21 protein-coding genes are annotated in these 20,903 nt (G+C 47.2%); 11 read left to right on the plus strand and 10 right to left on the minus strand.

Annotated features, from left to right (window positions below; genetic code table 11):
- Positions 1 to 13 precede the first annotated feature (13 nt).
- The 3 genes from WBJ53_RS15975 to WBJ53_RS15985 all read right to left on the minus strand — a co-directional run bounded on the left by WBJ53_RS15975 (position 14) and on the right by WBJ53_RS15985 (position 2,109).
- Positions 14 to 910, minus strand: a complete 897-nt coding sequence (locus tag WBJ53_RS15975) for a class I SAM-dependent methyltransferase (protein WP_338867855.1) — start codon at positions 908 to 910, stop codon at positions 14 to 16.
- 82 nt (positions 911 to 992) lie between these two features.
- Entirely contained in the window at positions 993 to 1,418 is a 426-nt protein-coding gene (locus tag WBJ53_RS15980; RefSeq protein ID WP_338867857.1) for an EVE domain-containing protein, read from the minus strand.
- A 115-nt stretch (positions 1,419 to 1,533) separates the two neighbouring features.
- The gene (locus tag WBJ53_RS15985) at positions 1,534 to 2,109 is read right to left on the minus strand and encodes a DinB family protein (protein WP_338867859.1); all 576 of its coding nucleotides are present in this window, start codon (positions 2,107 to 2,109) and stop codon (positions 1,534 to 1,536) included.
- A gap of 778 nt (positions 2,110 to 2,887) precedes the next feature.
- Here WBJ53_RS15985 and WBJ53_RS15990 point away from each other — a divergent pair.
- The 3 genes from WBJ53_RS15990 to WBJ53_RS16000 all read left to right on the plus strand — a co-directional run bounded on the left by WBJ53_RS15990 (position 2,888) and on the right by WBJ53_RS16000 (position 5,970).
- Positions 2,888 to 4,207 (plus strand): capsule assembly Wzi family protein, encoded by a 1,320-nt coding sequence (locus WBJ53_RS15990; protein WP_338867861.1) that lies wholly within the window; start codon positions 2,888 to 2,890, stop codon positions 4,205 to 4,207.
- A gap of 327 nt (positions 4,208 to 4,534) precedes the next feature.
- Positions 4,535 to 5,083 carry an RNA polymerase sigma factor gene (locus tag WBJ53_RS15995; protein ID WP_338867863.1) on the plus strand — a complete coding sequence of 183 codons (549 nt, stop codon included), beginning with the start codon at positions 4,535 to 4,537 and terminating at the stop codon, positions 5,081 to 5,083.
- Between the two features lie 551 nt (positions 5,084 to 5,634).
- The gene (locus tag WBJ53_RS16000) at positions 5,635 to 5,970 is read left to right on the plus strand and encodes a hypothetical protein (protein WP_338867865.1); all 336 of its coding nucleotides are present in this window, start codon (positions 5,635 to 5,637) and stop codon (positions 5,968 to 5,970) included.
- Between the two features lie 128 nt (positions 5,971 to 6,098).
- Here WBJ53_RS16000 and WBJ53_RS16005 read toward each other — a convergent pair whose 3' ends face one another.
- Entirely contained in the window at positions 6,099 to 6,923 is an 825-nt protein-coding gene (locus tag WBJ53_RS16005; protein WP_338867867.1) for a glycoside hydrolase family 16 protein, read from the minus strand.
- Positions 6,924 to 6,997: 74 nt separating this feature from the next.
- The gene (locus tag WBJ53_RS16010) at positions 6,998 to 7,852 is read right to left on the minus strand and encodes an alpha/beta hydrolase-fold protein (RefSeq protein ID WP_338867869.1); all 855 of its coding nucleotides are present in this window, start codon (positions 7,850 to 7,852) and stop codon (positions 6,998 to 7,000) included.
- Between the two features lie 144 nt (positions 7,853 to 7,996).
- Between WBJ53_RS16010 and WBJ53_RS16015 the strand changes: the two genes are divergently transcribed.
- On the plus strand, positions 7,997 to 8,701 hold the full coding sequence (locus WBJ53_RS16015; protein ID WP_338867871.1) for an alpha/beta hydrolase-fold protein: 705 nt from the start codon (positions 7,997 to 7,999) through the stop codon (positions 8,699 to 8,701).
- Between the two features lie 48 nt (positions 8,702 to 8,749).
- Positions 8,750 to 9,190, plus strand: a complete 441-nt coding sequence (locus tag WBJ53_RS16020; protein WP_338867873.1) for a DinB family protein — start codon at positions 8,750 to 8,752, stop codon at positions 9,188 to 9,190.
- Positions 9,191 to 9,202: 12 nt separating this feature from the next.
- Here the strand turns inward: WBJ53_RS16020 and WBJ53_RS16025 are convergent, their stop codons facing one another.
- Entirely contained in the window at positions 9,203 to 10,375 is a 1,173-nt protein-coding gene (locus WBJ53_RS16025) for a DUF1343 domain-containing protein (RefSeq protein ID WP_338867875.1), read from the minus strand.
- A gap of 372 nt (positions 10,376 to 10,747) precedes the next feature.
- Here WBJ53_RS16025 and WBJ53_RS16030 point away from each other — a divergent pair, with 372 nt between their 5' ends.
- Entirely contained in the window at positions 10,748 to 11,788 is a 1,041-nt protein-coding gene (locus WBJ53_RS16030; RefSeq protein WP_338867877.1) for a hypothetical protein, read from the plus strand.
- A gap of 152 nt (positions 11,789 to 11,940) precedes the next feature.
- On the plus strand, positions 11,941 to 13,122 hold the full coding sequence (locus WBJ53_RS16035; RefSeq protein WP_338867879.1) for a lipase family protein: 1,182 nt from the start codon (positions 11,941 to 11,943) through the stop codon (positions 13,120 to 13,122).
- A 56-nt stretch (positions 13,123 to 13,178) separates the two neighbouring features.
- Here WBJ53_RS16035 and WBJ53_RS16040 read toward each other — a convergent pair whose 3' ends face one another.
- Positions 13,179 to 13,394: a hypothetical protein gene (locus WBJ53_RS16040; RefSeq protein WP_338867881.1), complete on the minus strand. Its 216-nt coding sequence runs from the start codon at positions 13,392 to 13,394 to the stop codon at positions 13,179 to 13,181.
- 161 nt (positions 13,395 to 13,555) lie between these two features.
- On the opposite strand from WBJ53_RS16040, the gene WBJ53_RS16045 reads away from it, so the two are divergent.
- From WBJ53_RS16045 to WBJ53_RS16055, 3 genes are all read left to right on the plus strand, one after another.
- Entirely contained in the window at positions 13,556 to 14,656 is a 1,101-nt protein-coding gene (locus tag WBJ53_RS16045; RefSeq protein ID WP_338867883.1) for a carboxylate-amine ligase, read from the plus strand.
- Between the two features lie 69 nt (positions 14,657 to 14,725).
- Positions 14,726 to 15,577: a GMP synthase gene (locus WBJ53_RS16050; RefSeq protein WP_338867886.1), complete on the plus strand. Its 852-nt coding sequence runs from the start codon at positions 14,726 to 14,728 to the stop codon at positions 15,575 to 15,577.
- A 79-nt stretch (positions 15,578 to 15,656) separates the two neighbouring features.
- A complete protein-coding gene (locus WBJ53_RS16055; RefSeq protein WP_338867888.1) occupies positions 15,657 to 16,853 on the plus strand; it encodes a hypothetical protein in 1,197 nt (398 codons plus the stop codon).
- Positions 16,854 to 16,885: 32 nt separating this feature from the next.
- Here WBJ53_RS16055 and WBJ53_RS16060 read toward each other — a convergent pair whose 3' ends face one another.
- The 3 genes from WBJ53_RS16060 to WBJ53_RS16070 all read right to left on the minus strand — a co-directional run bounded on the left by WBJ53_RS16060 (position 16,886) and on the right by WBJ53_RS16070 (position 19,596).
- Positions 16,886 to 17,776 (minus strand): hypothetical protein, encoded by an 891-nt coding sequence (locus tag WBJ53_RS16060; protein WP_338867890.1) that lies wholly within the window; start codon positions 17,774 to 17,776, stop codon positions 16,886 to 16,888.
- Between the two features lie 80 nt (positions 17,777 to 17,856).
- Positions 17,857 to 18,306, minus strand: coding sequence for a hypothetical protein (locus WBJ53_RS16065; protein ID WP_338867892.1), 450 nt, complete (start codon positions 18,304 to 18,306; stop codon positions 17,857 to 17,859).
- 69 nt (positions 18,307 to 18,375) lie between these two features.
- Complete coding sequence (locus WBJ53_RS16070; protein WP_338867894.1) at positions 18,376 to 19,596, minus strand: hypothetical protein; 1,221 nt, start codon at positions 19,594 to 19,596, stop codon at positions 18,376 to 18,378.
- 41 nt (positions 19,597 to 19,637) lie between these two features.
- Here WBJ53_RS16070 and WBJ53_RS16075 point away from each other — a divergent pair, with 41 nt between their 5' ends.
- Positions 19,638 to 20,858, plus strand: coding sequence for an aspartate aminotransferase family protein (locus WBJ53_RS16075; RefSeq protein ID WP_338867896.1), 1,221 nt, complete (start codon positions 19,638 to 19,640; stop codon positions 20,856 to 20,858).
- Positions 20,859 to 20,903: the final 45 nt, after the last annotated feature.

A 20,903-nucleotide genomic window follows, 5' to 3' on the forward strand; every position in this document is an offset into this window, starting at 1 on the left:
AAAGGTACATATTTCAGACGGATGCGAACCGATAAAAGACACCAAGAGGCAGTCGTTTGCGGAAATTATCGTTCATCACCAGTTCGCCCCATTCTGGATTCGGCACATGACCAAAGCGCTGCCCAATCAGGTTATCGAGCAGAATTGACGAGAATCCCAGTGAATATAGATTGATAATAAAGAAATAATTGTCACGATCAAGCAGATCGGCACACGATTTTAGCAGGTCGTTGAGGTTCTCTTCCAGCACCCATTTCTCGCCATCCGGCCCACGCCCATAGGCGGGAGGGTCCAGAATGATGCCCTGGTATTGATTCCCACGTCGTACTTCACGACGGACAAATTTAACGGCGTCTTCAACTATCCAGCGAATATTATCGAGTTCGCTATGATCCATATTTTCGCGCGCCCAGTTAATAACGGGCTTAACGGCATCGACATGCGTAATGTCGGCTCCGGCCTGTCGGGCGGCCAGCGACGCCCCGCCTGTGTAGGCAAACAGGTTCAGTATTCGTGGTCGCCCAGCCTGAGCTGAAAGCGCTTTCACTTTGTTGTGAATATAAATCCAGTTGTCGGCTTGTTCCGGAAACAGTCCTACATGCTTAAAGGTGGTTAAGGCCAGCTTAAACTTTAGCGACAAGCCGCCCTGTTGAAATTGAACAAACCAGGGGTCATGCATATCGGGCCGGGTTTGCCAGTCGCCCCGTTCGGGCGACTGCCGATCGCGTCGAAAGACCGCATGCGCACGTCGCTCCCAATCCGCGTCCGACAGTGATTTATCCCAGATCGCCTGCGGCTCAGGTCGAGCCAGCACATATTGACCAAACCGCTCCAGCTTCTGAAAATTGCCGGAGTCGATTAATTCATAATCTGTCCAGGGGGCCGGGGTAATCAGTTGAATGGTATCCATACGTTTTTTCCGTGAGGTTTTTTAGTGTAGAGTGAAAAGTGAAGAATAGCTACGCATCAGTGAAATTATTCTACACTCTTCACTAAAAAACCTCACTACTTTTTTGCCCCATTTTAAGGAGCAACTCAAATTCATCGGGTTTAACGGGCATGACCGATAATCGGGATTGTCTGATCAGAGCCATGTTGGCCAGCATGGGTTCGGCTTTGATCTGGCTCAGTGAAACTGGCTGCTCGAAAGCCATAACGGGTTCCAGTTCAACCACTACCCAGCGCGGATCGGCAGGAACGGTAGGGTCCTGATAACTTTCCCGAATAACTCTGGCCAGCCCCACAACGGCGGGGTTTGTAACACTATGATAAAACAGAACCTGATCGCCAGTTTGCATAGCCTTCAGGTTATTACGGGCCTGATAATTACGGACCCCATCCCATATGGCACGGCCCTGTTCTAGAAAATGATGCCACCCGTAGGTGTCGGGTTCGGACTTAACAAGCCAGTAGTTCAATGAAAAAACTAATTAGATAAGCAGCGGAAGGGGTTACCTGAAAACAGATTCCGGCAGGGAGTTAACGCTGTAAACCAATTGACAATCAACCTAAAAAGACACGACTATTCGTTGATCAATAATAATCATCCTGCTCATGACTACTTCCGTAATGTGAGCCATATTCGTCTTCATCGTCATCATCAAAACGGGAGCCTGCACTCTTAAAGGCCAGTGCTTTTTTAAGGATCATGATTTGGCCGGTATGATACAAATCGTGATTAACAATACCATGCAGCATATCGTAATAAGTATAGTCACGACCGGGCACAATATCTTCCAGAAATTCATCATCATCGCGCTTATCGAGTTCATTTACCAGTTCCTCCTGGCTAAGGCTCAGTTCCATTTCGAGGGCTTCCCATTCGAAGTCGTCAATTTTATCGGGCAGCGCGCCAAAGTTTTTTTCGGGGGTGGTTATATCGAATGTAGCATCGCCCTGCATTTTCTTCACACAGAAAATACGCCAGCTCGTCATATGGAAAACCAGCTCTGCAATGGTATGGGTATTAGGCGAAATGCGTCGGCCAGCCATATCGGGAGTCACTCCCCGTAACGCTTCAACCACCGATGGACCGTGCCAGGCCTCCTCGCTTTCATAAGTTGTATTGAGGAGATCGATGATCCGAATAAGTTCGTCGTTTGGAACCATAGGTAATAAACTCAAAATAGTAAAACGTGTTGATACACAGCGTTTCGCGTTTAAGACACTAGCCGATTATCTGTACTCAGGAACAGTATGGGATCTGATAACTTCTATTTCGTGTTCTTATTCTTCTTACTACTGCTGTATCGGATATTTGTTTAGGGAACGCTCATTTTTGCTCAAAACCTGACAGGCTGAAAAACCAACCTGCTGTCGGTAACGTCAACAAGTATAAAAAACTGCCTGGGCCTGATGTGGCTAAACGAGTCCCCAAATCGCCTGCAAAGGTACGTCAATATTGACGGTGTTTTTAAAATCCTCCCGATCAATTTTAAGCAAAGTTTATATATCCCCGACTTCCGGCTAAGAATTTATGTATTCTTCTTTTCGGCTTTATAGCCTTCGGGCAGGGGGTAACCATTCTTTGCGGCTAAATTCATCCCCTTCACCTACTTTTTCAGCATACATATTATACGAATTGGCATAAAAAGTGCACATAGAATCAATCTTAGTAATTGCCGATGCCTATGATTTTTGGTCTAGCAGGTGACTAGAGTCATTTTAGGCAATCTAATAGTTTGTTGGTCCTTGTGTTAAGTCAGCGCTTATGCCTAAACCTATACTACTGTCACTATGTCTGCTTTCAATGGGTATTTGTTTCGGCCAAGTGCAAAAACCCCTTCGTCTGAATACGGAAGTAGGCAGTTTCCTGTCATCATCTGGGCAGAACCCTTTCTGGCTCAGAACCAATCAATATGGCATTGTGCCCATGGAAAATTCGACTATGACCGTACGACAGGCCGTTCATGTCGATTATCATGATGCCCCAAAAACAAAGTTAGATAGTTTACGGGCAACCAACCGGGTTGTTGACTGGGGATGGCACGCCGAAGCTGTTGTGAATGCAGGCTACAATGTTCAGTTACTCATCCCGGAAGCGTATGTAAAAGTTCGCATCCGATCGCTTGAACTATGGGGAGGCCGCCGTCGTGAAATTGTTGGTCTGGTCGATTCAACCCTCACTTCGGGCTCTTATAGTGTATCGGGCAATGCCTTGCCCATGCTGAAATTTCAGATAGCGATTCCGGAGTTTACTCCTCGCAATGGCTTGTTCGCCATAAAAGGGTTTTATGCTCATGGCTGGTTTGAACGGGACCGATTCGTACAGAATACAATGCTTCATCAAAAAGCGTTATATGTACGTATAGGCCGCCCCAGCTCACGGCTAAAACTATATGGAGGCATGAATCATCAGGTGATGTGGGGAGGAACTACTACTCAACTCCCGGGAACCCGCATCAAAAATAACCTGTTGCCGTCAACATTCCGGGACTATATCGATGTGGTAGCTGCCAGTTCGTTAAGCAACCGGGCTAATGTCGATACCAACCGGATCAGCCAGTTTGATCGCGAAAACCGTATTGGAAACCACCTGGGAACGGTTGATCTGGGATTTGAATACACGGGTCACACCTTCTCGATTTTTGCCTATCGGCAGAATATCTATGAAGATGGGTCTCTGTTCCACCTGGCGAATATAAAAGATGGCCTGAACGGATTACGTATTCGTAACCTTCGGCCACATACGGGCCAAAGGTTACAGATTGAATCTGTTTTATTCGAATACCTATATACGGAAAACCAGGGCGGTTCTATTTTTTCAGATATTCTCAAGATACATGGCCGCGATAACTATTTTAATCATTCGCAATATCAGGATGGCTGGTCGCGCTATGGAATGACAATTGGCACTCCTTTTATTACGCCTTCGGCAGATAGCCGTAGTGATTTACCCCGGTATGCATTTACGAATAACAACCGGGTGGCAGTTATGCATGTGGGTATGGCGGGCCACGTGCTGGATTTTTTCAGCTTTCAGCTAAAAGCATCCTACAGCCAAAATCTGGGCACCTACGAAGTGCCCTTTCAAACGCCGGTGCACCAGTTTTCGGGATTATTCCACGTTAGTGCTCCAGTATATATTCTGGGAGGTGTAACGGTAAACGCTTCTTTAGCCACAGATATTGGCGGTTTATATCCAAATTGCACCGGATATTATATAGGAATCAAGAAAGACAGTCAGATAAACAAAAATCGACGCTAATTTATTTTCATCTTATCTAAATAAATGACTAAATAAAATATTTTATTAACAAAATTGAACATTTGCAAATAAATAAAAAGTTTAATTGCCGTTAAATATATTATTTATAAAAAATCTGATTTATGTTCTTGGCTGTTACCATGAATCGTGGTATTTTGCTGAGTAAAAGCCCCTTAGTATATTGTTAGTACGGCTACGTTATACTTTTAATTTAGCCTTTTGTAGGTTTAAATGTCTTATTGCAAACTGAGGGTCCACAGCTCGTTTACATCTGTCCCGTAACTCAAAATAAAAACCTAACCATGCTCAGAACTATTAGCCTAATCCATGAATCATCAACTGAAAGATGAGGAACTGATACGAATGTATTTGAATACTCATCAAAATGATTATTTCGAGACCTTATACAAACGTTATGTTACCAAAGTTTACAAGCGGTGCCTGTCGCTAACAAAAGACTCGGCAAGAGCCGAAGATTACACGCACGACATTTTCCTTCGTGTATACGGTAACCTTATCAACTTCAAACAAAATTCGGCCTTTTCGACCTGGTTGTATTCCATTTCGTATAACTACTGTATGGATCAGATTCGGGTTAATAATCGAACGAATACAGTTTCTCTGGAAGACGATCAGGATTTCATCTTTCCCGATTCGTCTGATCAGGAAAACCGGGAAAGCCAGCTACAGCACCTCGATCAGGTAATGGGTACCATTTCGCCCGAGGAAATCCAGATGCTGCGAATGAAATATGACGAAGGGCTGGATATTAACGAAATGGCTCAGCAGTTACGGCTAAAAAACAGCGCCGTAAAAATGCGACTAAAGCGCACCCGCGATAAAATCAGACGCTTATACGGCGATCAGCTTTTTTAGGTATAGCTTATCAGTACCTCTGCTAAGAGAGCCTGGCCTATTCTCCCACTTGTGAAATTGTAACTTTGCCGCTTCTGAAATCATATGTGTTGCCCCTCTTGCGGGTTAAATTCTGCTCTTTGGTCAATGGGTAGCCCTTGTGCCATCACTTTACAGGCCAAAGCCCATTTTCGAACATAGCATCCCTAACACCTGTATCGTTAAGATCATGGCCTTTGCTTTAAGTTAATTCGTTCTTCCAATCAACTCTTCGGCTCACTTAACGTCTCATTGCTTACGAATTCCAGGCTCAGGTATCCTGCTTATCGATCAGGCCTGGAGTCACTTGCAAACTTTGGATGAACAGGATTATCTTTTCACCGAAAAGCCTTGCAAAAACAGGTCTTTTTCGCTAATCGTGAAAATGGACAGGCCGTTTTCATCGTTCTAATAGCCTGCTATTTCAACCAAAACCCGGCATACGATGTATAATATCACCAGGGATTAGTTAGCCTGAGACTCGATCTTTTATTTGCTCAACTCCGATTAAAAAATTAAGAACGGATTACCTCTTGAAACAATTTCGTCTCAATACCGGATTTTATTATTACACCAAACAAGAGCGGTTTCAATATAACACCATGAGCACATTTCAGATTGATTTCCCAGGAACTCCCAGCCAATTCACGGCAAAAGCAGGCAACGCCATTCAGGGCAAAGGAGGTAGTTTCGACGGCGACGAATATAAAGGGATCTTTCATATTAAAACAGCGATCGGCGCTGTAGAAGGCACTTACGAAGTAGGTTCACCAATAGGCTCCCAAACGCCTGTTTCTGTAACGATTACCAAAAAACCATTCATTGTTTCAACGAATAAAATCAAAGAAGCAATCAGTGATTTCTTCTGATTTAGCCATTCGTCAATGGCTCTGTTCGTTACAGAGCCAACAGAATTCGTTTGGGCCATTTTCCGGCTATGTAAACCAAGAATTGACTACTTACCAAACGAATATACTCCCTGGCCGATAACCTAATCCTACTGATATACACGTACGTAGTCGACCTCCATACGCTGCGGCCAGATGCTTTCGTCAACGCCTTTCTGTCCGCCCCAGCCCCCTCCAACGGCAACATTCAGAATCAGGAAAAAGGGTTGCTCGAACGGCCACTGCGCTACATCATTACCTAATACCGTTTTTTCGACGGTATAATATTTTTGGTTATCGACGAAAAAATCGATTTTGTTGGTATTCCATTCAATAGCATAGAGGTGAAAATCGGTGATTGCATTTTTAATGGGTACCTCCTGCCCTTTCTGCGTTTTCTTCGCGTGGTTATAGGCTTCGGTATGAATGGTGCCATGAATAACGCCCTCATCGAACCCTACGTGCTCCATAATGTCGATTTCACCACAGCGCGGCCAGCCAACTTTCGAAATATCGGACCCGAGCATCCAGATGGCAGGCCAGGTGCCCCGACCGCTGGGTAGCCTGGCCAGTGCTTCTATGCGGCCATATTTCCACTCGGCTTTGCCTTTCGTAACCAATCGGGCGGATGTATAGGAGTTGCCCTGCCAGTCTTCTTTTCGAGCTTCAATAATCAGTTTGCCGTTTTCAATGCGGGCGTTTTCCGGGCGTCGGTCGGTATAATATTCCAGTTCATTGTTGCCCCAACCGTTCCCACCTACCTCGTAGCCCCATTTTTTGGCATCGGGCAAACCCGGCACTTCGAATTCATCGGACCACACCAGCTTGTAGGCTTTCGATCTGGCCGACGAATCGGCCGGAAGCGTTATATCAGGTGCTTTAAAAGCCAGCAACGCCGTAAGCGTCAGTAAACTTGTAAAAACTACTGTTTTCATCGTGAGCATAAACCATCTAATTTATCCAACCATTTCCTACGGAAGCCCGTTTTGCCTTTCACTGACCCGCTCCTTCACTCTTTAGAAAACGCCCATATCAGAAAATCGGGCATAATCTGGCTCCAGGTTTCCTGATTGTGTTTGCCTCCTTTTATTTCGACATACCGAATGTCGGACCAGGGTGCGTTGGCGGAGTACCGATAGCCTTTTTTTTCCAGTTCGCTGATTAGATCGAGCGTATCGTCGATGGAATCGATAACACCATTGTTATTCCGGTCGCTGGTTTCGTCTTCGGTTCCGGTTTCAAACCAGAATTTGAGGTTACGCGCATACGAACCTTTCCGCACCAGATCATGCATGATCCGGTCGGTTTCGTCGCGATAACCATCTTCAGTGCTTTTGCTACGCCACCAGAACGATCCCGAAAACACACCAGCCCGCCCAAACTGGTCGGGATGGTGAAAAACCAGATCGAAGGCCGACAAACCACCCAGCGAAAAGCCAGCAAAGGCAGAGGTTGCGGGTTCACTACTCACTCGATAATGTTTTTTTATGTATGGTAATAATTCGGTCAGCACAAAATCAGTGTAGAGCCCGGCTTTACTACCTCGGTGCATATAATCGGCACGAGCCGCCGTTCCGTATTCCTGAATACGATCCCCCGCATGAATAGCTACCAGAACAAACGGCTCAATTGCCTGTTTCTGATATAAAGAGTCGAGCACTTCCATCATCCGAAGACGTGCCAAATCCTGGCCATCATTCAGGTAAAGCACAGGATAGTTACGGGTAGTTTGCTCATAGCCCGGTGGTAGCATAATATCCAGATGGACGGTGCGCCGTAGTGGAACCGAAACCAGCGAGTCGTCGTGCCGAACCGAAACGGCCGGTGGTTCAGCAGAAGAAAAGGCCGGAGAATGATCAGCCATAAACGTAATAAATAGCACAAGTAATGGTATCACAACCTGCAAAGTAGGGATTTTTTTGGCAAGAGGCCGTTGTTTTTTGCCGTTACCAGCTATTTCATCTATTTTTCAGTCGTAAAAATCGGTTACTTTTAAACAGCTATCACGTTGCAGCAGGATTATCGAAAATGGTATTCGCACCACCTCGGTCGCGATATTGAGATGCTGGTTTTCGGCAACTGGGGTTACCCTGTCTTGCTATTTCCAACGTCGATGGGGCATTACTATGAATACAAAGACTTCGGTTTTATTGAAACCGTCCGCTGGTTTGTTGAAACCGGCAAAGTGAAGCTCTTTTGCATCGATAGTATTGACCGGGATAGCTGGTATGCCAAACATTTGCACCCGGGCACGCGCATCTGGAACCATGTACTCTACGACCGATTTCTTCATGAAGAACTGGTACCGGGAATACAACGCGAGTGCAATGTTCGAAAAATTGGCGTATCAGGCGCTTCTTTCGGGGGCTATCATGCCTTGAATTTTGCCTTCAGGCACCCCGAACAGGTCGGCCATCTCCTAACCATGGGGGCTGCCTTCGATATCAAATCGTTTCTGGGAGGCTACTACGATGAAAATGTCTACTTCAACAATCCCCCCGATTTTATGCCCAATGCTCAGAATCCCGAGTTCTACCACATGAACATCGTTCTGGGCACGTCGGAATATGATTTTTGTAAAGACGATAACTACCGGATGTCGGGAATTTTAAGCCGGAAAGGCATTCACCATAAACTCGATGTAACGCCCTGGGGTAATCACGACTGGCCGGTCTGGAAAGATCAGTTTCCAAGGTATTTAAGCATGATTTGATGCAGAAGACACGAGATAGTTGAACGTCATACAGCATATTTATATAACGTGACTACACTTGATCGACTCCAGAACCATAGTGCCGAAATCCCCGCTAAACTTAGCGGTTTATCTGAACAGGAACTGATACAGCATCCTCCCGGCAAATGGTCACGAAAAGAAATCCTGGGCCATCTGACCGATTCGGCGATTAATAACCTGAAACGTTTTACTGAGGCCTCATTCGCCAGTGAGCCGTATCTGGTTTGTGGATACAATCAGGATGCTTTAGTAGTTGCCAACCGGTATCAGATGCTGCCCTTGTCTCATCTTATTACACTTTGGAGCAGCCTTAACCAACAGATTTACTATGTTGCCAACGCACTAACTCCAGAACAGCTAGCCCAACCCATTCAATTTGAGAACGCTGACAAACCTGTTCAAACACTCCACTGGCTTATAGACGATTACGTACTACACCTGGAACATCACCTCAAAACGCTGTTATAATCGGTCTGTGCGTCAATAGAGCAGAAACGGGGCAATCTGGCCGATCCAGTCAGTACAGATTAGCAACGACGAAACCCTTTCCTGAAAACGGTTCATGGGCATCGCAAACAAAGCCTCCGATTCGTGTATGCCAAGCAGTTTATCGAGATGATGGGTTCCACTGGAATTTACATGGGTTGGGTAAGTTGCCCACTCAAATTCATTGGGATAAAAATCGGCCACCAGCTTTATAAACAGTAGTATTGACCAAACTGGCCGGAACAGGGTTTTATCCGTAACATGAAACATACAACCTCCACAAAGCTGATCTTTGTATCGGCCCGCCAGTGGGGTAAACGTAATGGCCCGCGCAATCACCCCCGACAACCGCAACGCGTTGAACGCTTCGGCAATCCAGATTCCGCTTAACCAGGGCGCACCGGCAATCTGAAAGGGCGTAGCCGTTCCACGGCCTTCGCTCAGATTGGTAGCCTCCAGCAACCCAAGTCCCGGATAGAGCTGGGTTGCTTCGGCACTAACCATTGCGGGCGAGGTAGGAATAAATGAGGGTTGCCAGTCGGAAGCAAACTGCCAACGCTGCCACCCTTCAACTGGCACTACCGTTAAGGTCAACGCAGGAAACCGTGTATTTTGCCAGAACCGGGCTAGTTCGCCCATCGTACATGAGGCCCGCAATGGCATACGCCAGCGCCCAATAAACGATGCACAGAATGCTTCATCGAGCATTGGCCCCTCAATCAGTTCCATACGCCCCGAAATTGGGTTCGGCCGATCGAGGACAATCAGCTTTTTCTGAGCTTCGCAACAGGCTTCCATCAAATACGACAATGTCCAGAGGTAGGTATAAAAACGGCAACCAATATCGGGCAGATCGACAACTATCGTATCAACATCGACCAGATCAATAGTAGCCGGTCGGAGCTTATTGCCATATAAACTAATGACTGGCAATCCGGTCAGAACATCGCGGCCATCGGGCATCTGTTTTCCATCCTCTCCAATTGCTTCCAGGCCGTGTTCAGGTGCGAAAAGTTTCATTACGGCAAAACCACGCTGCAACAAGGCCAGCCGCGAGGGCGTATAGGCCGTTGTGGTGGCCGCCTCATTGGTAACAAAGGCCAACTTCCTGTTTGCATAAGCGGATGCCTCTTCCAGGAAAAGATCAATTCCAAAACGCACTGACATGGTAATTGCTGCTCATCGTATGGCTAAGGTACAATCGAAAACAGTATTTATTTACTCCTCCTGGCGATTAAGAAAAGCTTACCCAAGGCTAGACAAAACCTGCTTCCAGTCGCTCCTGCCTATAATTGGGGGAGTAGCGTGCAGTTATTGGCCAGGTTCCAGGAGCAAATGCGCTGGCAATATACCAGCCAGCGTTGTGACGGTATCGCATTAACAGAACACCCCAAACCGGATACCCATTCGGAATAACTCTATCCTACATCTGTTGAAACATCATCGAAACCTTGTAAGTTTGAGATTCCAAAAGAAGAGTGCTGTCATAAATTGTTGTCCGATTGTTGTACGACTGCATCGATTTTACAAGCTAAAACCATGAGCACAGTTACTAAGATTGGTATTTTATTTGGCCAGGAAAACACATTTCCACAGGCTTTCGTTGACCGGGTCAATGAAAAACAGCGTACGTTTCCGGCCGAATTTGTTTCAATTGACCAGGTTACCCAGAGCGTTCCCACCGACTATGCCGTCATTATCGACCGCATCTCTCAGGATGTTCCCTTCTACCGGGCATTTTTAAAAAATGCAGCTTTGACGGGCACTGCCGTTATCAATAATCCGTTCTGGTGGAGCGCCGACGAAAAGTTTTTCAACAATGCACTGGCCGTTCAATTGGGCGTTCCGGTTCCCAAAACAATTCTTCTTCCCTCCAAAGAGCGTCCCGACGATACCAATCATAACTCGTTTCGTAACCTTAACCACATGAACTGGGATGCTATTTTCGAGCATATTGGTTTCCCGGCATTCATGAAACCCCACGCTGGCGGTGGCTGGAAGAGTGTTTATAAAGTCGATAACCCAGAGCAGATGTTCAGAGCCTACGACGAAACCGGCCAGTTGGTGATGCTCTATCAGGAAGCGATCGATTTTACGGACTATTTCCGGTGCTACTGCATTGGCGGGAAAGATGTTCGGATTATGCCTTATGAACCGCGCAATCCGCATCATTTGCGCTATGCCGCCGAAATGAAAACAACTGGCGACGCGGGTAAAAAACTGCTGAAAACAATGACCGACTACGTGCTGAAACTCAACCACGGACTCGGCTACGATTTCAATACGGTTGAATTTGCCGTACGCGACGGCATTCCAATCGCTATCGACTTTTGTAATCCTGCGCCCGATGCCGATATTCATTCGGTTGGTCAGGAAAATTTCGACTGGGTTGTTGAAGCGGCCGCTAACATGGCCATCGAACGGGCCAAAAAACTTAAAAAGGGCAAGGACAACCTAACCTGGGGAACGTTTGTGCGGCATTCGGTAATGGGCGAACCCTTTGCTTCAGCAAAACCTGCCAAAGCCGAGAAGAGCCCTAAGGTTGATAAGGAAGAGAAACCAAAAAAGCAAAAAAAATAAAACCTGACTACTAGTTATCCCCCCCCCGTAGGGTTCTCCTCCTTACGGGGGTACAATCTGTGCTCAACCACTATTTTGCTGGCTGTGTCACCGGTTGCATGGATTGATGTTCGAATACAACCACCATCAGATACAGTTACTTCCACCAGTAAATGAAAAAAAGCTTATCTGCTATCTACCTGCTCACTATTTTCCCGCTTCTTACTGCCTGCACTCCCAGCACATTAGCCCCCAGACCTGTACTGATCAGTTCCAATCAGCTTGTTTATTATACCAATAGCATTCTCCATCGCATTGTTACTTCCAACGATTCGCTATCGTATGAACCGGCCGATTACGAACTGAGTATCAACCGGATTACCTATCAAACCACACTAAACGACGGCACAACCGTTACAGCGTCGGGCATCGTTTATGTGCCCAGTCGATTAAACTCGCCCAATCAACAGTATCCTTTACTCAGCTTCCAGCACCCAACTGCGTTTTCGGATGCCGAAGCCCCATCGGGAACCGATTTCAGCGTTGTTAGTTTTTCGTATCCGATTTATTTCGCTACGCACGGATACATCGTTGCCTGTCCCGATTACATCGGCTATGGCGCAGCCGACCATGTACCGCACGACTACGAATACCGCCAGACACTGGCCCGAGCCACCGTCGACATGATGCTGGCCACCAAAAGCTTTCTGGCCCAACAGAACATTGAGTGGACCAATCAGCTCTTTCTGGCGGGCTACTCAGAAGGCGGCTACGCAACCATGTCGGCCCAACAACTTATTGAACAGAAATATTCGGATGAGTTACCAATAACCGGATCAAGTTGTGGCGCCGGGCCTTACGCCATGCCCGCTTTCTTCAAGTATGTGACTCAGCAACCGACCGTTGGCGGTGTTGCCAATTACATCTATGCCTGGGAAACTCTAAGCTACGATCGCATCTATGGCCTGAATAATCCTGTCAGCTACTACTTCAAAGAGCCCTATGCCAGCCAGATTGGCCAGTCGCTCGACAATGCCCGTTCCATTGCCCTAAGTTTCGACCAGATTTGTACAGATCAGTTTCGGGCCGATGTCACCAATCCCATATCGCCTTTCGGTAAAGCACTGTCTGATAATGACTTGTCCAACTGGGACTCGCATACAACCACTCAACTGGTTCATAGCGAAGAAGACGAAATCATACCGTTCCTAACGTCTCAGCAGACCTATACATCGATGCGGCAACATGGTTCATCGAACCTGAGTCTGGTGGCGCTCCCCACAGGCTCGCACGTGCCAACCGAAGTGCTGTTTATGCGCCGTTCGCTGAACTGGCTTGAACAGCAAAAAAAGTAAACAGCTCTCCAGTACAGCTCCAGCCGTGCCACCTAACAGTGGCACGGCTGTTTTGCTTACAACCCAATCGATTTTGGGTCTATTCCCGTATCCTGTGCCGACGCTCGCAGAATGGCCAGCATTTCAATATAACTAAACAAGCGGCCGTCGATGTAGTCCTGTTCTTCAGGATCGGCAAAGTTCTTTTTTTCTTCCAGGTCACGAATGTTGGCATGAATCGTAATCAGCACATCCTGAATAAACTCTTCCAGTTGTTGCGAATTGGTAGTCATCAGTTTGATCGTTCAATACGTCTTGTTTTGTATACAGTAGCAAAACCATCTTTCTTACGCTGAGTTTATAAAAAAAGCAGTACATTTCTTTCGATTTAAAAGTATATTTAGTCCAGATTTTATTGACAAAACCAACCCATCGACACTTATATTTTCATCGAATGCCTGTATTCACACTTGGGATTGAAGAAGAGTTTCAAACGATCGATCCCGTAACGGGCGAGCTACGCTCGCATATGTCCAAGATTGTTGATGGTGGACAGATCGTCCTCCAGGAGCGCGTAAAAGCCGAAATGCACCAGGCAGTCGTTGAGGTTGGAACAAATATTTGTAACAACATTCATGACGCCCGGCAAGAAGTAACCTACCTCCGCAGGATGATCATTGAGCTGGCCGAAAACCAGAACCTTAAAATTGCAGCAGCCGGAACGCACCCTTTCTCCGACTGGCAGGATCAGCTCATTACGCCCAACGAACGCTACGACCGACTCATCGACGAAATGCGCGACGTAGCCCGCTCGAACCTGATCTTTGGGTTGCACGTACACGTAGGTATCGATACCCGAAACGAAGGTATTCAGATCATGAACGCCGTTCGGTATTTCCTGCCGCATATTTATGCGCTGTCGACCAACTCTCCGTTCTGGCGAGGACGCAATACGGGCTTCAAATCGTATCGTTCCAAAGTATTCGATAAATTTCCGAGAACGGGTATTCCCGATTTTTTTGCCTCTGCGGCCGAATATGACGAGTACATCAACCTGCTCGTCAAAACCAATTGCATCGACAATGGCAAGAAAATCTGGTGGGACATTCGCCTGCATCCGTTTTTCAATACCATCGAATTCAGAATTTGCGATGTACCCATGCGCATGGATGAAACCATTTGTCTGGCAGCCATTATGCAGGCGCTGATTGCCAAAATCTATAAACTGCACAAACAGAATTTGAATTTCCGACCCTACCGGCGCATTCTGATCAACGAAAACAAATGGCGGGCGGCCCGCTACGGCATCGAAGGAAAACTGATCGATTTTGGTAAACAGGAAGAAGTACCAACGCACCATCTGATTCACGAACTGCTCAATTTTATTGATGACGTTGTCGACGAACTGGGTAGCCGGGCCGAATGCGAATACGTGCTAAAAATCCTTGAAATGGGTACTGGCGCCGACCGGCAGTTGGCAGTGTTTCAGCAGCACAACGACCTGAAGAAGGTTGTCGATTATATTGTGGAGGAAACTTCTTTCGGAATAAGCTAGTTTTTTCTGAATAAAGCGGCCCCAAAGCCGCGCAAGGTTAACAATACGGCTGTGAAGCCGTCCTACACTATGAGCTTAGTAAAAATTGCTGTTCTGGACATGAATAACAACCATCCCAATGAGGGAATGCGCTGTATTCTGCAACTGATTCGAAACGTTCAGGGCAATCATCAACAAGCTGACTTATCGGTCGGGCTATCTTACGATGTGTTTAATGTTCGGGCCAGTAACGAACTTCCGGGTCTGGACTACGATATTTATATTTCGTCGGGTGGGCCGGGCAGTCCGCTGGCTACCGACGACGATTGGGAAAAACGTTTTTTCGCTCTCGTTGATCAGCTATTCAACTGGAATCGGACCAACGATCGAAAAAAGTATATGTTCCTGATTTGCCATTCCTTTCAGTTGACCGTCCGGCATCTGGGCGTAGGCAAACTGAGTCGGCGTAAATCAACATCCTTTGGTATTTTTCCGGTCCATAAAACCGACGATGGCTGTTCGGAACCGTTGTTTCAGCAATTGCCCGATCCATTTTATGCCGTCGATTCGCGCGATTTTCAGATCACCGAGCCCAACATAAACCGCATGAATGACATGGGCGCGTCGATTCTTTGTCTGGAAAAAATTCGGCCGCATGTTCCTCTCGACCGGGCCATTATGGCTATCCGGTTTTCGCCCGAAGTGATTGGTACTCAATTTCATCCGGAAGCCGATAATGAAGGGATGCTTCGTTATTTCCTGACCGACGAAAAACGGAATCAGATCGTTCGGAACTTCGGTCAGGAAAAATACGATGCAATGGTGGCCTACCTGCAGGACCCCGACAAAATTGCCCTGACCGAATCGGTTATTTTGCCAGAATTCCTGAATCAGGCTATTGCCACGCTGGCTGCTACGGATCAGTATATCGAACAGTCTTAACTTTTTCTTGATAGGATTGACACGATCACATAGTTGCTAAAGTAATCTTGAAAATCCTGTTAATCCTGTCAAAAAAACTATGATCCAATCCATTCGCCAAGTCTTCAACCAAGCGTTCAGCCCGGACCGTTACCGGGCTTTTTTGGACAAAATAGAAACCGAACTCCCCGGTCAGCTAGACTTTCGCGTGGCCGAAACCCCCGTTTTTGTCCCCAAAGTGTTAACCGACAAATTGCTCGCAGCCTGCAACGACATCGTGAACGTAATCACGCGCGACGATTTCAAGGCACTTACCGAACGGGCTATTCCCGAAGGTCAACGCGTTCCGAATGAAGATTCGCACACGCAATTTATGGCTGTTGATTTTGCCGTTTGCCGGGATATGGACGGCCAATTGACTCCGCAGCTTATTGAACTACAGGGCTTTCCGTCGTTATACGGTTTTCAACCCTTTTTGGCCGATCAGTTTCGGGCCAGCTATCCAATACCGGACAATCTTTCGCATCTGTTTACGGTTTCGACGAATGCCGGGTATCTCGAACAACTTCGGCAAATGATCGTAGGCGATTGTAAGCCAGAAGAGGTTATTTTGCTCGAAATTTATCCCGAAAAGCAGAAAACCCGGATCGATTTTACCCTGACTCAGCAATACCTTGGCGTGGCACCCGTTTGCCTGACCAAAATCAGAAAAGAAGGTCGACAACTGTTTTACGAAAAAGAGGGACGACAAATACCGATTCGACGGATCTACAACCGGCTTATTTTCGACGATTTACAGAATTACCCCGACTTAAAAACCGACTTTCGGTTAACCGACGATGTTGATGTTGACTGGGTTGGGCATCCAAACTGGTTTTTTCGAATCAGCAAATTCACATTGCCCCTGCTGAAAAGTCCGTATGTACCAGCGAGCTATTTTCTGTCGGATCTGAACGAATACCCAACCGATCTGGAAAATTATGTGCTGAAACCGCTGTTTTCGTTTGCCGGTAGTGGCGTAAAACTTCATATCAGCCAGGCCGACCTTAACGCCATCCCAACCGAACAACGCAGTGGCTATCTGCTTCAGCGCAAAGTACGGTATGAACCCGTGATCCAGTCGCCCGATGGCCTGGTCAAATCCGAAATCAGGATGCTGTTTATCTGGCCTAAAAATGCCCCCCGCCCTACTCTGCTCACCAATCTGAGCCGACTAAGCCGGGGCGAAATGATTGGTGTAAACTTCAATAAAAACAAAGACTGGGTTGGCGGTACGGTCTGTTTTTTCGAGAAGTAACCTACCCATGCCGGTTTAATTAAGCGGGTCGGTTATTTTCCAATGCGAAGATGATAACTGCCAAAGGGAATCAGGGTAACAGGTGTTGAAATAGTGGGGCCAATGATAAGTGGGATATAGGCCGCTAAATCGAACGCATGGCGCCGTCGGTCGAATCGAATACCCGCCGATAATACACCGGCGAAATCGACACTCCCACTCCCGATCAGGATAAAATTTTCGGAGATAAAGGTAAGTTTCGGGCTAACTTTTCGAACCAGTCCAAACGTGCCAACAACATTGCGGGAAACCTCGCCACCCGAAAGGCTCCATCCTAATCCATACGTTGTGTTGTTCTGACGATCACCCGTTGTAACGATTCCCTGTACATAGCCAATGCCCTCCAGTATTCCGTCGAACCGAACAGCAGCATATTGTGCATTTATGCCCACCCTAACCCGATTTTGGCTACCAACCGGAACCGTCAGTTTGGTATTGACGCTAAATAAATTGGTTGGCAGGAATGAATAGAATGTAGTACCAACGCTCCAGTTATCGGTAACGCCGTACTCGAATTGACTGATATACAAATAATAGTTTCGGTAATAGAGTTTCCCTCTTTCTGCCGAAAAAGCCGTAGGCACCAGCCGCATTGTTTGTGGAAACAAATTAGGATACACCTCCCCCTGGGCCTGACTACCCAGTTGCTCTATCCGAACAATTTGATCGGCTCTCAGGCGAATTTCGCCCAGATTACCCGTTCGGATAACCGCTTCCACACTATCCTGATGCACTAATTCGCCCCGAAGTTGGGTGCCATCGTTAAGAATAATAGCATACGTTCGTTTTAACGCTGTAGAGCTATCCTTTTTTTTGTAGTACTCGTTCTGTGCCCAAACGAAACAGGGTATCAACCATAAGCAACCAAACAACAGATACTTCATAAGTCGCGAAAAGCAAACAGAGGTGGGATATTACTGGCCATTTTAAGACCGGCTTGTTCGCTAAACGAGCCATTCTGGCCTCATTTTCGGGGTCTATAGGCTGGTGAACCGTAGGTTTCAACAAGTTGTTCTTTTAGAATGGTTTGCCCCGGATACAGTGCTTTCAACAGTTGTAATGCGCCATAATCCAGTGTCCTGTGCAGCATAGTATCCTGCTCGACAACTCCTTTGCTATACAGGAAAGAAAACCGAACGGGTAGAATGTAGTTGCCCTCATACACTGGCTTTAAGGGCGGTAACTTCCTTAGTGCCTGGTTAATAGTTTTTTCAAAACCATAATCAGTTTCACTCGGGTTCAGTGTTCTTATATCCTGAATATGTCCAGCCGAATCGATTTTAAAGTGGGTAAATAAGCTCGTTTTAGTAAAAACTTTTGCCCCGATGGCCATTCGGGGATAGACCATCCGTTTGGCCAAAACAGCCCTGAAGACAGGGTCCTGATCCAGCCCTGAAAATTGCTGTGTCGGCATAAGACAGAAAAGCAGTATTCCTCCAATGAGTTTACCCATTTTCTCGGGACTCTCTCCCTAAAACAGCCCCTATTTTACGGTTTGTTTACTTGCCGGAAATTTAGGACCAAAAAACAAATTATAACCTATGTAAGGGTAGAAATGGATTTTCTTACCATTCCAGTAGTAATTGTCTCGATACAACAGGCCATAAACCCCCAGATCGAACGCATGACGGCGCCGGTCAATACGGAGCCCTAACGACAACCGCGACCGTTCGCCATTGTCGCCGTAGGCATAATAGCGTTTGCCCAGATTAATTTTATTATCGCTCAGCAAGGTAAGCCCCGGCCGCAGTTGATACGTCAGTCCCAGCGTAAGAAACGATTGCCGGGGAGCCCGCTCGTAGGTATAGGGCGTTGGATAATAAGACGACCAGTACTGATAAACGCGCTGCCTGCCCCAATCGACCAAACCGTAGCCCAGCGTCAGATTTCGCTGCCGGTTACCAAGGGATAACAACGCCTGAGCCGTCCAGATGCCAGGTCGGTTCCAGTCGCTGTTGGTTTGGGGCTGATAAGCCACATTGAGGCCAAGCTGAATTTTGCGACCAATAGGGGCGCTAAGTTTCGTTTGAAGTCGATAATTGTTGGACAGATAATTTCCGACTGTCAGATACCCGTCGTAATTCAGATAGGGAACCGGAACGAGAAAATTGGCTCCAACACTCCAAAATCGATTGATGCCATACTGAGCTTCATTATACATCAACCAGGTATTCCGGTAATAAAACTGACCTTTTTCGGGATTATAGGCTGCCTGCCCCAACAACACCCAGGGCGAAAACCGATTGGCAACCTGCCGGGTCGAATCGCCCAGCACCCGTCTGTCTACCCGCACCGTATCGACATGATCCAGTAGTTCCGGCTCAAAGTACGTTAACCGACCGTTCCGGTTCCGAACAGTAATCATCGTACTGTCGCGTTTAACGAACTGGCCTTCAATCCGCACACTATCTTTCAGCACAAAGACGGTATACACCGATGAAGTGGCCGACACCTGCGTTGATCGTGGGCGAATGGGCAATATACCAATCAACTGCTCCCGCTCCACATAGGTCATTTCGCCACCCGGTTTTCTGACCGTAATCAGCAGGCTATCTTCCCGAATAATTTTTCCGCGAACAACCAGTCCATCGCGCAGTAACAGAAACGATTGGTGGCGTTTTAAATCTTCGGCCGTTACCTTAACCCCCTGGGCGAATCCCAAAATTGGGCAAAGAAGCAACAAAAGAAGAACTGTTTTCATCATTACGGGTGTTAAGATCAAGAGACGCAAAGTTATTCCAAGAGATGCAGGCGGTTACCCACCGACAATTATTTTTTCAACACGTAGCACAGACCTCCGATTTCCCCTTAGCGTTGGAAATTGAACGGGCAGATGGGGTAAATATTTACTCAACGGACGGAAAACCGTATATCGATCTGATTTCAGGCATTGGTGTGAGTAATGTTGGCCATCGCCATCCGCGTGTTCTGGAAGCCATAAACCATCAGTTGGATAAGTATCTGCATCTGATGGTTTATGGCGAATATATTCAGACTCCCCAAACCCAACTGGCTCAGGCACTGTCCGAAACGCTACCACCCGGCCTCGACATTGTTTATTTCACCAACTCGGGTACCGAAGCGGTGGAGGGTGCCATGAAAGTGGCCAAACGGTATACGGGCCGAAGCGAGATCATTAGCTGCGTCAACGCCTATCATGGCTCTACCCAGGGTGCCTTGTCGCTTTCGGGCGACGAAAATTTCAAACGCAATTATCGCCCTCTCCTGCCCGATGTTAGACACATCCGCCACGGACATTGGGACGATATTGAACACATCACATCCCGAACGGCTGCCGTAGTGATGGAAGTAATTGGTGGTGAAGCCGGTGTTCGGGTACCCGAAGCAGCTTACCTTCAGGCCATCCGGCAACGTTGTACGGACGTGGGAGCCTTGTTGGTTTTCGATGAAATTCAGACGGGGTTTGGCCGTACAGGGACCTTCTGGGCATTCGAAGGCTTCGGCCTTACGCCTGATATTGTGCTATGCGCCAAAGGCATGGGTGGTGGTATGCCTATCGGTGCTTTCATTAGCTCGGCCAACATTATGCACGTGCTTCGCAACAATCCAATGCTGGGGCACATTACTACCTTTGGCGGGCATCCGGTTTCGTGCGCGGCCTCACTGGCTACGCTGCGTGTTATTCGGGATCAACGGCTATTCGAAGCTGCTGAAGCCAAAGGACAACTCTTTAGACACTTGCTACAGCATTCGGCAATTCGAGAAATACGGGGAAAAGGGCTGATGCTGGCCGTGGAGTTCGACTCGTTCGATATACTGAAACCTGTGATCGACCGAGCCATTGATCATCCCGGTATGGGAGTGATTACCGACTGGTTTTTGTTTTGTAACAACTCGATGCGAATAGCTCCTCCATTGATAATTTCCGACGACCAGATACGCCAGGCCTGTTCCATCATACTGGAGGCCATCGACGCTACCGCATCAGGGAAACACAACCGATAAAGTACCCACTACCAATGCCAGACTAAAGATGATCAACAGCCCGAT

Source organism: Spirosoma sp. SC4-14 (assembly GCF_037201965.1).
In the GTDB taxonomy this organism is placed as follows: domain Bacteria; phylum Bacteroidota; class Bacteroidia; order Cytophagales; family Spirosomataceae; genus Spirosoma.